General features: G+C 67.8%; 14 protein-coding genes. 11 read left to right on the top strand and 3 right to left on the bottom strand.

Features of this window, described 5'->3' with window-relative positions:
- The first annotated feature begins 95 nt into the window (after positions 1–95).
- The 8 genes from ACFXI3_RS46030 (at position 96) to ACFXI3_RS45995 (ending at position 6,948) form a co-directional block, all read left to right on the top strand.
- The gene (locus ACFXI3_RS46030) at positions 96–569 is read left to right on the top strand and encodes a DUF6130 family protein (protein WP_378408484.1); all 474 of its coding nucleotides are present in this window, start codon (positions 96–98) and stop codon (positions 567–569) included.
- A gap of 45 nt (positions 570–614) precedes the next feature.
- A complete protein-coding gene (locus ACFXI3_RS46025) occupies positions 615–1,553 on the top strand; it encodes a LysR substrate-binding domain-containing protein (RefSeq protein ID WP_378408482.1) in 939 nt (312 codons plus the stop codon).
- Positions 1,554–1,607: 54 nt separating this feature from the next.
- Positions 1,608–2,156, top strand: a complete 549-nt coding sequence (locus tag ACFXI3_RS46020) for an SCO family protein (RefSeq protein WP_378408480.1) — start codon at positions 1,608–1,610, stop codon at positions 2,154–2,156.
- A complete protein-coding gene (locus ACFXI3_RS46015) occupies positions 2,156–3,724 on the top strand; it encodes a hypothetical protein (protein ID WP_378408478.1) in 1,569 nt (522 codons plus the stop codon). Before ACFXI3_RS46020 ends, ACFXI3_RS46015 begins: the two co-directional genes overlap by 1 nt.
- Positions 3,725–3,734: 10 nt before the next feature.
- Positions 3,735–4,586: a fumarylacetoacetate hydrolase family protein gene (locus ACFXI3_RS46010; RefSeq protein ID WP_378408476.1), complete on the top strand. Its 852-nt coding sequence runs from the start codon at positions 3,735–3,737 to the stop codon at positions 4,584–4,586.
- Position 4,587: 1 nt separating this feature from the next.
- A complete protein-coding gene (locus ACFXI3_RS46005) occupies positions 4,588–5,508 on the top strand; it encodes a VOC family protein (protein WP_378408474.1) in 921 nt (306 codons plus the stop codon).
- Between the two features lie 32 nt (positions 5,509–5,540).
- A complete protein-coding gene (locus ACFXI3_RS46000; RefSeq protein ID WP_378408472.1) occupies positions 5,541–6,056 on the top strand; it encodes an SRPBCC family protein in 516 nt (171 codons plus the stop codon).
- Between the two features lie 79 nt (positions 6,057–6,135).
- Positions 6,136–6,948 carry an SDR family oxidoreductase gene (locus tag ACFXI3_RS45995; protein ID WP_378408470.1) on the top strand — a complete coding sequence of 271 codons (813 nt, stop codon included), beginning with the start codon at positions 6,136–6,138 and terminating at the stop codon, positions 6,946–6,948.
- A 57-nt stretch (positions 6,949–7,005) separates the two neighbouring features.
- On the opposite strand, the gene ACFXI3_RS45990 is transcribed toward ACFXI3_RS45995, so the two are convergent.
- Positions 7,006–7,422 (bottom strand): hypothetical protein, encoded by a 417-nt coding sequence (locus ACFXI3_RS45990; RefSeq protein ID WP_378408468.1) that lies wholly within the window; start codon positions 7,420–7,422, stop codon positions 7,006–7,008.
- Positions 7,423–7,742: 320 nt separating this feature from the next.
- Here ACFXI3_RS45990 and ACFXI3_RS45985 point away from each other — a divergent pair, with 320 nt between their 5' ends.
- Positions 7,743–8,948: a hypothetical protein gene (locus ACFXI3_RS45985; RefSeq protein WP_378408466.1), complete on the top strand. Its 1,206-nt coding sequence runs from the start codon at positions 7,743–7,745 to the stop codon at positions 8,946–8,948.
- Between the two features lie 3 nt (positions 8,949–8,951).
- Here the strand turns inward: ACFXI3_RS45985 and ACFXI3_RS45980 are convergent, their stop codons facing one another.
- Positions 8,952–9,410, bottom strand: a complete 459-nt coding sequence (locus ACFXI3_RS45980) for a MarR family winged helix-turn-helix transcriptional regulator (RefSeq protein WP_378408464.1) — start codon at positions 9,408–9,410, stop codon at positions 8,952–8,954.
- Between the two features lie 79 nt (positions 9,411–9,489).
- Here ACFXI3_RS45980 and ACFXI3_RS45975 point away from each other — a divergent pair, with 79 nt between their 5' ends.
- A complete protein-coding gene (locus ACFXI3_RS45975; RefSeq protein ID WP_378408462.1) occupies positions 9,490–10,344 on the top strand; it encodes an NAD(P)-dependent oxidoreductase in 855 nt (284 codons plus the stop codon).
- A complete protein-coding gene (locus ACFXI3_RS45970) occupies positions 10,341–10,559 on the top strand; it encodes a hypothetical protein (RefSeq protein WP_378408460.1) in 219 nt (72 codons plus the stop codon). The genes ACFXI3_RS45975 and ACFXI3_RS45970 overlap by 4 nt, the downstream gene beginning before the upstream one ends.
- Here the strand turns inward: ACFXI3_RS45970 and ACFXI3_RS45965 are convergent.
- A complete protein-coding gene (locus ACFXI3_RS45965; RefSeq protein WP_378408458.1) occupies positions 10,541–10,921 on the bottom strand; it encodes a hypothetical protein in 381 nt (126 codons plus the stop codon). The two genes, ACFXI3_RS45970 and ACFXI3_RS45965, sit on opposite strands and share 19 nt — an antisense overlap.
- Positions 10,922–11,035: the final 114 nt, after the last annotated feature.

The following is an 11,035-nucleotide window of genomic DNA, read 5'->3' as shown; positions in this document are numbered from 1 at the left end:
CCCCAGCGGCACGCACGGCACTTCCCTCGCGACGTACAGCAATGCAGTCATCCGACCGACGCGAAGATGATCAACAGCGACCTAGTTTTCTTGCTATGCCTCGATTCTTTCGCACCTTGGCCCTCGGTTCAGCTGTCCTGCTGGCGACTGCCTGCTCTGCCTCCGCGGCCCCTCCACCCGCCGCCCCTCCTCCGGCCGCGGCCTCGGGCTGGCCGCCCGCACCCGTTGTCCCGCTGCCGTCCCAGCCGCCGCCCGCACTCGTCGTCGACGCGCCGCTGCCGGAACAACTCGCGAAAGGCCTGGTCGTCCTGCGCTACCGGGCGGAAAACCTGCGCATCGTCCCGGTCTACGGCCCGGCCGCGCTCGACGTCTCCCCGCGCATCGGCCACATCCACGTCACGGTCGACGACGCGCCCTGGCATTGGGCCGACGGCAGCGGGGAGCCGCTGATCATCCAGGCGCTGCCGCCCGGCCCGCACAAGGTGTGGATCGGGCTCGCCGACCCGACGCACAAGGTCTTGGACAGCAAAACCGTGAGCTTCGTCGTGCCGGTGAGCGGCCACCATTGAGCGGACCGGCAGAATCGGGCGTATGCGAACAGCCGAGCGTTCCGGATGACCGATCTCGCCGACGGCAGGCTCAAGCTGCGGCATCTGCGGTACGTCGTGGCGATCGCCGAGCACGGGTCGCTGGTCGCCGCGGGCGAGCGGCTGCACATCACCCAGCCGGTGCTGACCCGCGGGCTGCGCGAACTCGAGTCGATCCTCAAGGTCGAGCTGTTCGAACGCGGCCCGCGCGGGATGACGGCGACGCTGTTCGGCGAGGTGTTCGTCGACCACGCCCGGGCAATGCTCGCCGAACTCCGCCAGGCCGGGCGGCATCTCGAAGAGCTGGTCGACGGCCACGCCGGCACCGTCACGATCGGCACCTTCCTCGCCGGGGCGAGCGTGCTGCTGCCCCGCGCGGTCGCGCGCGTGAAAGCCGTCGCCCCCGACCTCACCGTGATCATCCGGCACGGCGGCCCGGAAGCGCTGTACGAGGCGCTGCTCGCGGGCGACGTCGACCTCGTCGTCGGCACCCTCGAACCGGCCAATAACGACCGGCTTCGCCAGCACCACCTCTACTACGAACCCGCCCGCGTGGTGGCCCGCAGCGAGCATCCCGCGCACCAGCGGCCCGGGCTCACGATCGCCGATCTGATCAGCGAACTCTGGTCGCTGCCGCCCGCCGACAACCCGCAGCGGCGCCAGCTGGAAGAACACCTCCTCGGCCGCGGCCTCTCGACCCCGGCCAATCGCATCGAATGCGGTTCGTTCCTGGCCGTGCGCGCCATCGCGCTCGAGACCGACACCCTGGTCGTGATGCCGCAGCTGGTCGCCGAAACCGAACCGGGCCTGGCCGCGCTGCCGATCGACCTCGGCATCGTGGAATCGGTCGGCGTCACGCTGCCCGCGGGCAGGCGGCTGACCCCGACGATGCTGCTGATGACGCGGAAACTGGACGAGGCGGCGGCCGAGATCCGCAAGACCATCGGCTATACCCAACCGACATAGCCGAGCGCCAACGCGGCATTGGACGGGCATGGCCATGGCTCCTAGCTTGGAGTCATGGAAATGAATTCCTCCTGCTGCACCCCTCCCGGTTCCGGTTCGGCGACCATTGTGCGCCCGGTTCCGACAGTCGGCGGAAGTTTCCGGCTGATCGACGATTCCGGCGCCGCGGTCACCGAGCGTTCCTATTTCGGCAAATACCTGATCGTCTTTTTCGGCTTCACGCATTGCCAGACCGTGTGTCCGCCCGCGCTGGCCCGGATCGACCGGGCACTCGAAGAACTCGGCGAACTCGCGAATAGCGTGCGGGCCCTTTACGTGACGGTCGATCCGGAACGCGACACTCCGGAGGTCCTGCACGCTTTTCTGGCCGCGCGACACCCGCGGATCACCGGGTTGACCGGGCCCGCCGAGGAAATCGAGTCGATGAAGAAGGCGTACCACGTGCACGCCCGTCGCGTCGACGACCCGGACGGCTACCGGATGCCGCACAGCGCGTTCACCTTCCTCATGGGACCCGAAGGCGACTACCTCACGCACTTCGCGGACACGGTGGACAGCAAGGAAATCGCCGCCGCTGTCCAGGCTTTCCCGGCGGTGCGGTGATGCTCGCCGCACCGGACATCTCGGGGTATCCCGCGCTCGACGACTTCCAAGCGGGACACGTCCAGCACGTGCGCAATCTGGTCGCCCAGCAGGACAACGAGTGGGCGAACATGGGCAGCATGCTGTGGGGCCAGGAATGGACCGACGCTTACCGCTACCAGCTCACCCAGATGGCCTACACCCTGGGTTTCGCGCATTTCCACCATCTTCCGGCCGCCCCCGGCGCGTTCCGTCCGGCCTTCGAAGAGATCATCCGGAAAATGCAGCTTCCGGAAGTGTGGGCGTACTGGCGCGAAACCAGCCGGGGCAGCATCCACAACAATCCGGACCTCACGGAATTGCGCGAGGGCTGGCGCGATCCGGTGTTCAAAGAAAACATCATGTACAGCGGCCGGTTCTTCGCGATCCTCGGCATGCACAGCATGCTTTTCGACAGCGACCAGTACGACCGCGACGGCGCGCTTTCCTTCCGCTGGGACCCGCTGTTCCAGGGACTCGGCCCGGAAGTCTACGAGTACTCGCTCAGCTCGCTCGCCGACAACCTGTACTGGCAGATGGCCGAACAAGGCTGGTACGGCATCGTCTGCGAACCCAACTGCCTTTTCCTCGTCTGCAACCAGTTCCCGATCCTCGGCTTCCGGTTCCTCGACCTGCGCAAGGGCACGTCGGTCGCCGAGGAGGTCACCCAGGCCTACCAGGCGGCGTGGGACAAGCGGGGAATCCTCAACGAATACGGCGAGTACTGGCGGCTCTGGCTGGTCGAGCAAAACCGCCCGGAAATGCCGCTGGAGGGCGGCGGCAACGCCTGGACGGCGCTGAACCTGAACGCCTGGAGCCGCGACCTGGTGCACCGGCTCTACCCGGACCAGATCCGCGACGAAATCCGGCGCACCCCGGACGGCCTGGTCACCCTCGCCGAGCCGACCGCGACGCTGGAGGCCCGCAAAGCCCGCGCAGCCGGCCGCGAACCGGAGTTCACCCGCGACCTCGGCTTCACCTGGCGCGCCCCGGCTTTCGGTTACGTCGCCGGGTGCATGGCGGAGGTCGGCGATGAGGAGAACCTGCGCGGCCTGCTCGGCTACGCCGACGCCTACCTGAATCCGACCTGGGAGAACGGCGGCCTGTTCTACCCGCGCCAGGACCGTTCGTTCGACGAGAACGGCAACCTGATCTTCATGGACCGGCTGACCGGGAACGCGATGCTCGGCTACGCCCGGCTGAACGTCCCGGACGGGCTGTGGAAGATGTACCACGATCCCTGGACCGCCGAGCATTTCCGCGAGCCCCGGGTGACCCGGATCGACGGCACGGCCGAGATGCTGCGCGCCTGGTACGACCGGGAGAAGTCGCTGCTGGCACTGACTTTGCGCCCGGTCGCCGGAAAACCCGCCGACGTGACATTGCGGATCAGCAATGCCGAGGCGCCCTGCAAGCTCTTCCGCGACGACGTGTTCGCCGCCGATTCCGCCGGGACGGGCACCCCCGGCCTGCACACCCGGCGCGAGGGGAACGACCTCGTCGTCAGCCTCCCGCTGCCGGTGCGAACCAATCTGACGCTCTGTTTCTGAGGAGAAAACCGTGAAACTCGCCAATGTGGACGGCCGGGCCGTCCTGCTGACCGCCGAGGACAAGGGAATCGACGTCGCGAAAGCGTCGGGCGGACTTTTCGGCCTCGGCTCCGCCTATCAGAACTGGACCGAATTCCAGGCCTGGGCGAAGAAACTCACCGCCGAACCCGACGTCGTCTTCACCCGTGCCCAGCTCGGTCCGCCCTCCCCCGCCCCGCGGCAGGTCGTCGCGATCGGCCTCAACTACGACGCCCACGCCGCGGAGTCCGGGTTCGCCGCGCCGGACGGTCTGCCCCCGGTGTTCGCCAAATTCGTTTCCGCGCTGACCGGTCCCGACACCGAGGTCGTGCTGCCGCCCGGCGGCAAGGCGGACTGGGAGGTGGAACTGGTCGCGGTCATCGGCCGGACCGCCCACCGGGTCGAGGAATCCGAGGCGTGGGACCACATCGCCGGCGTGACGATCGGGCAGGACCTTTCCGAGCGCGTCTCGCAGCTGGCGGGCTCGGCTCCGCAATTCGGCCTGGGGAAGTCTTTCCCGAACTTCGCGCCGGTCGGACCGTGGCTGGTCACGCCGGACGAACTGGCGGATCGAGACGACCTGGCGCTGTCGTGCGCGGTCGACGGCGAGACCGTGCAGGACGGCCGAACGCGCGAGATGATCTTCCCGGTCGCGAAGCTGATTTCCGCGCTGTCCCGCACCATCACCTTGTACCCGGGCGATCTCGTCTTCACCGGAACGCCGTCCGGGGTCGGCGTCGGCCGTACGCCGCAGCGATTCCTGCGAGCCGGGGAAGAGCTGGTCAGCCGGATCGAAGGCCTCGGCGAAATGCGGCAGACCTTCGTCGCGGATCCGGAGGCCTGACATGGGGATGCATCGGCTGACCCGGGTCACGATGGGGGTCCCGAACGTCGCGGAAACCATTGCCTACTACGCTGATTTCGGACTCAACCACGTCGGCGACGGGTCCTTCACCACCCTCGACGGCGGCGAGCAGCTGCGCGTCCGGCACGCGCCGTACCGGCAGTTGCTCGAACTCGGCGTGGGCGTCGACGACACCGACGACATCGCGCGAACCGCGGCGCGCCTCAACCGGCTCGGCGTCGTCAGCACCGAAACCGGCACCGCCGTCGCCGCGATCGAGCCGGTCTCCGGATTCACCGTCCGGGTCGAGATTTCGCCGCGGATCACGCAGCAACCCGTGCTGGCCACGCCGTACAACGGACCCGGCCGCATCGAGCGGTTCGGCCGCGCGCCCGGCGTGGTGCGCACCAGCGCGGTCCGGCCCAAGAAGCTCGGCCACTGCGTGGTGGGCACCACCGATCTCGACGCCACCATGCGCTTCTTCACCGAGGCGCTCGGCTTCAAGGTCAGCGACTACATCGGGAACAAGGGCGCGTTCATGCGCTGCTCGGTCGACCACCACAACGTGCTGGCGCTCGCGGCCCCGGTGAACTTCCTGCACCACACATCGTGGCAGGTCGACGATATCGACGACGTCGGCCGCGGCGCCGCGGCGATGCTGAGCGGCCATCCCGACCGGCACGTCTGGGGCCTCGGCCGCCATCACGCTGGCTCCAATTTCTTCTGGTATCTCAAAGACCCGGCGGGAAACTTCAGCGAGTACTACTCCGACATGGACTGCGTCCCCGAGGACGAGATCTGGAAGCCGGAGGTTTTCGACGGCGTCCAGGGCCTGTTCAGCTGGGGCCCGCCCCCGCCGCCGTCGTTCCTCGAACCGGACGACCTCGGCGCGCTCATGACCGGCCAGCATTCCGCCAAGTAACCCCTGCAGTAATCCCAAAAAGGAGAGAAATCATGGCTGAAGCCCTGTACGTCCGGCAGATTCCGGACAACCTCAACATCCGCTTCGTCGAAAACCGCATCGTGGTCAAGCGCCCGGCGCAGGAGGTGTACGACTGGGTGACCACCTGGTCGAACCTGCCGAAGTGGCTGCCGATGGCGTCCGGCACCGAGGTGCGGCGCGGCACGCCGGACGTCCCCGCGGAACTCGGCGACGTGCTGCTCGAAAACATCGTGCCGGACCTGAACGAGAAGCCGAAGCTGTACACCGTCGTCGCGCGGGTCCCGGGCAAGCTCTGGACGGTGGTCGGCCGCGACGTGCTCGAAGACGGAACCCCGGCGCCTTCGATGCACGCGATCGCCACCTTCACCACCTTCGACCTCGGCGACGGGACGACCCTGTTCTGCCGCCTGTTCGAGCGCCTGATCCCGCCCACCGAACCGGCCGGCCCGCACCCGGTCGAGGACCCGGCCCGCATCCAGCCCGGACTGGAACTGCTGAAGGCGCACATCGAGGGCACCGCGGCGTAGTTCCGCGGTTGACCTCCACCAAGGTCGAGGGAGAAGGATCGCGGTGAAGGTCTGAGCCATACCGCGGAGGAGATTGCTGATGATCTTGGTGACGGGCGCGACCGGAAACATCGGGCGTTCGCTGGTCGGACGACTCGCCGGGGCCGGGGCCGAGGTCCGCGCGCTGACCCGGTCCCCCGGCCGGGCAACGGTTCCGGCGGGAGTCGGCGTCGTCGAAGGCGATCTCGAGGATCCCGGCTCGCTCCGGCCGGCGCTCACCGGCGTCGAAGCGATTTTCCTGCTGCGGACCGGAGACACGGACACCAGCCAGATCCTGAAAACCGCGGCCGAAGCGGGCATCGCGCGAGTAGTGACAGTGTCGTCGCTGCTCGCGCAGACCCACCCCGACTCGTCCGTCGGCCGGACGCTGCTCCGCGGCGAGCAGGCCGTGCGGGACAGCGGCCTCGAGTGGACCATACTGCGGCCCTGGGAATTCTTCTCGAACCTGCTGTTCTGGGCGCCCGCGATCCGCTCGGACGGTGTGGTGCGGGCACCGCGGCCCGGCTTGCCGTCGCCCGCCATCGATCCGCGCGACATCGCTTCGGTGGCGGCCAGCGCGCTGCTGGAGGACGGCCACGGCGGCAAGACCTACCCGCTCACCGGCCCTGCGACCTTGACGCCGCAGGAGAAGATCGCAGCGATCAGCGCGGCACTGGGCCGCCCGCTGCGTTTCGAGGAAGATCCCAGCCTCGCGACCGAGGACCCGGCCGACGACCTCGCCGCCGCGGTGTCGTTCCCCGGAGTCTGCGCGGTGGCGAGCCCCGGCGCACTGTCCACAGTGGAGGACGTGACCGGCGTTCCGGCGACGGCTTTCCGGCAATGGGCGATCGAGCACGCCGATTCGTTCCGCTGACCGGCCGCTGGCACTGCGTCGCCCGGCTCAATCCGGCGACGCAGTGCCAGCCGCTCGCTACCGCGAGACGGTGACCGTCGGGCCTTCCACCGTCTCGTACGAGTAATTGTCTCCGACGAACTGGTGCTCGATTACGTACTGTCCGGGCTGCGCGCTGGCGAAAACCCCGATGGTGAAGGTGAAGGTTTTGCTGCCGTTGATCGGGACGTCGCCCACGTCGTAACGAATAGTGTTTCCGGCCTGGTAGCACAGCGCGCAGGTGCTGACGTCCAGGAGCTGGTTGATCGCGCCGTTCGCCACGCCCAGACCGAGCTTTCCGCCTTTCAGCGGATCGGCATCGGCGTTCGACAAGGTCACCGAGAAGGTCAGGGCCGCCCCTGGCGCGACGGTGGCCGGCGTAATGCTCACGGTGCTCGACGGCGCCGGGTCGGCGTTCGCGGGAACGCCCAGCCCCACCAAGGCGAGAACACACATCAGCGCGACAATAGCTTTTCTCATGACAGCTGATCACCCACTCCATGCTCGGCACAACACAGAAAAAAGGGATGGCCCGCCTCGGCCCGTCGTGTGCTCGCACGGCCGTTCGGAGCACAGCTGCTCATTCTTTCGGCCGCACGGTATTTCGTCGCTTTCAAGCCGGATTGACCAAGAGCGGGGAATGCGACCTCCTTCTGGGCCAGACCCCCGACAGGTCGACGTTAGCCCGGAAATGATAGCGGGAATCCGACCCGTCGCGCGAGAACTGTTCTTCGATCGCCGCTATCGTCGGGAACGATCGGCGAAAGGACCCGCGCATGCCTCTCAGCCCGCAGACTGTCGCGTTGCCCGGCCAGGTCCGGGACGTGGCGGCACCCGGCCCGAACGGACCGTTGGTCGCGACCGCGTACGACGGCGACAACCTGTCCGGCACAGTGCTTACCGCGCTCGACGCGTCGGGTGTGGTGCTCTGGAAACACCGAGCTGACGGCCGCCCGTACCCGCCGTTGGTCAGCGTCAGCGGGACAGTGTGGATCGCCCAGCGGGACGCAGGCTGCTACGTCCTGACCGAACTCGACCTCGCTGGCTCGGTCCTCCGTTCAGTCGTGCTCGACCACGAACCGCACGAGCACCTCGGCGCGTTCGTCCTGCTGGCGGACGGCTTTTGCGTGTCGTGGCTTCCCGCCGGCAGTTCCCGCGTCGTACCGCCCGGTCGCGCCCCTCGCGTTGCCCGCCACGACGAAAGCGGCCGGACAGTCTGGTCCACCACCATCCTGCTCAGCTCGCTGAAACCGGAGGACACCGACTCAGCCGAACACCCGGGGCCGCCCCGAGAGCCCCGGACGCTCACCGCGGCGCACTGGCAGCCGCTGCTCGTCTCCGCCGATCGCATCGCGGCCGGTTTCGCGGACGACGGCAGCGGGATCGGCGTGACGCTCTTCCTCGACACCGCACACGGCGGCGTTATCTCCCAAACCCTGCCTGGCCCGCGCAGTCGGTGCGCCATCGCGGCACCCGGCGAATTCCTGATCGGCGAACAGGGTTACAGCTTCTTCCGCACCACCCGGTACGACCGAACCGGAATGGCCACGCAACGGTGGTCCAGCCACGGTTTGCTGCTGATCGATCGGCACGGTGGCATTCGTGGTCCCGAATCCGAAAATATTCGTCGCTTGCGTTCGCGTTTCCGCAGCCTGGCCGAAAACGGCACCCTGCTCGACGGACCGCTGTTGCGTGGTTGCTACACCACGTATCCGGCGCTGGACCGCAATGGCACAGCCGTGTTCTGGCGAGAAGGCCGTCTCCTCACCGTCGATGCGGACTTCCAGCTGCGCAAGCTCTTCCTCAGCGAAGACGACCGCGGGGTGATGGGCCGGATCCTGCTGCTCGCGGACGGGCTGGTCGTCTTCAGCCTAGGCAGCGAACTGCTGTTCTTCCGCGACACCGGCCTCGGCCCGCTGGACGACGGCCCGTGGCCGTGCGGCGGCGGCAATCTCAACGGCAACCCGGTGCGATACCAGTAGCGCTCAGCCGGCCCTGCCGTCCGGCCTCGGCGCGCCGAGCAAACGCAGCCCCTCCTCCAACTCCGCCAGCGCCGCGCCGCCAAGGAAGTGCTCGCGAACCGCCCGGGCATAAGCCGGCAATGCTGACTCGTACGTGTGCAAACCCGTTTCGGTCAGCGAAATCCGCATCAACCGACCGCGCCCCGCAGCCGCGCGGTCGACCAGGCCGCGCCCGTGCATGCGGGCGAGCTGGTGCGAGAGCCGGGTCGCGGTCCAGCCCGTCAGTTCGCCGAGCAGTTTCTGGCTCAACTGCTTGTCTTCGGCCTCGTGCAGCCGCGCCAGGATCTGGAAATCCGCGCCGGACAGCCCTGTCGCGGCGAACAGGTCCCGCTCGACGGCCGCGACCGCCTCCCCGCTGAACTGCACGAATGATCGCCACACCCGCGTCTCTCGCGGGTCGAGCAGATCCGGGTCGCGGCTCATGGTCTCCCTTACGTCGTCTCCTGAGTTAGTATCGGACCTCTGATTTGATACGTCAAGTTGACACATCAGGAGGGACATCATGCGAACAGCAGCGGTGCTCGGTACCGGCGACGCGGGTTCCGCGATGGCGCGGCAACTCCGGGAGCACGGCTTCGCGGTCCGCGCGTGGAACCGGACCGAATCCCGCGCCCAGCCGTTGACGGCACACGGCGTGGCGGTCTTCCCCACCGCCGCGGAGGCGGTGCGCACAGCCGAGGCCGTGCTCATCACGGTGTTCGGCGCCGCAGCGGTGCTGGAGGTACTGCGTGAGATCGCACCGGCCCTCGACTCCGACGCGGTCGTATTGCAGAGCGCGACTGTCGGCGCGGACATCGACGGGATTGTCCACACCGCGGAACAGCTCGGCGTCACCTTGCTCGACGCGCCGTTCCTCGGCAACCCCAAGCGAGGCGGGCTCACGCTCATGGTCGCCGGAGCAGCCGAACCCAAGCGGCTCGCGAGCCCGGTTCTCGAGGCGCTCGCGTCCACTGTGGTCGATGTCGCGGACCGGCCGGGTGGTGCGAGTCTGCTGAAATTAGCCTGCAACGCCTGGCTTTTCGGCCTGAACGCGATGGCCGCGCAGACCGCCGTGCTGACCGAAGCGTTCGGCTTGGATTTCCGGCTCTTCCTCGACGCCGTCGCCGGCTCGAAGGCCGACAGCTCGTACTTGCGCTATCGCGCGGCCCAGCTGAGCGGCGAAACCGACGAGGTGCTGAGCCCGGTCCGCGCGGCGGTCAAGGATCTCGCGCACATCCGCACCGCCGCGACGTCCGCCGGAGTCCCGGATCTGCTGCTGGACCGACTCTCGCAGCTCTACACCCAGGCCGCGGACAACGGCCTCGCCGACCACGATCTGGCCGCGGTCCGCGTCGTCCTCGGAAAGCAGGCGGCGTGACGATCCTCGCCGGAGTGCACCATCTGAAGTTCCCGGTGAGCGACCTGGACGGCAGCCTCGGCTGGTTGGTCGTGGTGCACGATCCGGACGGCGCGTCGATCCGGCTGTACAGCGAGGAAACCCACGACTGGGACGCCGACCGCGCGGACCTCGAATCTCCCTGGATCGCGCCGCTGGCACGTGACCGCCCAGCTAGTCACCGCACCACGACGTAGTCTCCACCGGCCCGGGCCGCAGCGAGATCGGCGTGCGTCGACCCGCTGGTCAGGAAACGCCCCCGGACGACGCGGACCCAGGAACCGTCGAGAGGAAAGACGAGCACCAATTTCGTCCCGTCAGTTCCGCGTAGCATCGAACCTTTCCTCAGGTTGCCGAGAAACTCGATGATGTCGCGTTCGATTTCCTCGGCGAATTCGCGATGGCGTTCCTGCGAGATGTCGTACAGATCGGTGTCGATGTCGTAGGTGACGCGGGTGCCGCTCGCCGGGTCCCGCGCCTCGAACTCCATCCCTAGCCACCGTTGCGGATCGACGATCACTGTGGCCTGCCACGTCGACCCGCTGAGTTGCCATCTCACCGATGTGTCGTCGGGGGCCCCCCGGCCCGCGGGGGGGGGCCGCCCCCCCCCGAAGGATACGAATGGTGGCAAACACTGAGCTTAAAAAAAAAAAAAAACCCCCAACACCAAAAA

It is taken from the genome of Amycolatopsis sp. NPDC059235 (assembly GCF_042754125.1).
Classification (GTDB): Bacteria; Actinomycetota; Actinomycetes; order Mycobacteriales; family Pseudonocardiaceae; genus Amycolatopsis; species Amycolatopsis albidoflava.
Note: the sequence above shows the minus strand (reverse complement) of the source record. Positions and strands in the feature narration are given on the sequence as shown.

Excerpts from the sequence above, each read along its gene's own strand:
- ACFXI3_RS45995 (WP_378408470.1), top strand. The coding sequence starts at position 6,136 with ATGATCTTGGTGACGGGCGCGACCGGAAACATCGGGCGTTCGCTGGTC.
- ACFXI3_RS46000 (WP_378408472.1), top strand. The coding sequence starts at position 5,541 with ATGGCTGAAGCCCTGTACGTCCGGCAGATTCCGGACAACCTCAACATC.
- ACFXI3_RS46030 (WP_378408484.1), top strand. The coding sequence starts at position 96 with ATGCCTCGATTCTTTCGCACCTTGGCCCTCGGTTCAGCTGTCCTGCTG.
- ACFXI3_RS45975 (WP_378408462.1), top strand. The coding sequence starts at position 9,490 with ATGCGAACAGCAGCGGTGCTCGGTACCGGCGACGCGGGTTCCGCGATG.
- ACFXI3_RS46005 (WP_378408474.1), top strand. The coding sequence starts at position 4,588 with ATGGGGATGCATCGGCTGACCCGGGTCACGATGGGGGTCCCGAACGTC.
- ACFXI3_RS46025 (WP_378408482.1), top strand. The coding sequence starts at position 615 with ATGACCGATCTCGCCGACGGCAGGCTCAAGCTGCGGCATCTGCGGTAC.
- ACFXI3_RS46015 (WP_378408478.1), top strand. The coding sequence starts at position 2,156 with ATGCTCGCCGCACCGGACATCTCGGGGTATCCCGCGCTCGACGACTTC.
- ACFXI3_RS46020 (WP_378408480.1), top strand. The coding sequence starts at position 1,608 with ATGGAAATGAATTCCTCCTGCTGCACCCCTCCCGGTTCCGGTTCGGCG.
- ACFXI3_RS45990 (WP_378408468.1), bottom strand. The coding sequence starts at position 7,422 with ATGTGTGTTCTCGCCTTGGTGGGGCTGGGCGTTCCCGCGAACGCCGAC.
- ACFXI3_RS45980 (WP_378408464.1), bottom strand. The coding sequence starts at position 9,410 with ATGAGCCGCGACCCGGATCTGCTCGACCCGCGAGAGACGCGGGTGTGG.
- ACFXI3_RS45985 (WP_378408466.1), top strand. The coding sequence starts at position 7,743 with ATGCCTCTCAGCCCGCAGACTGTCGCGTTGCCCGGCCAGGTCCGGGAC.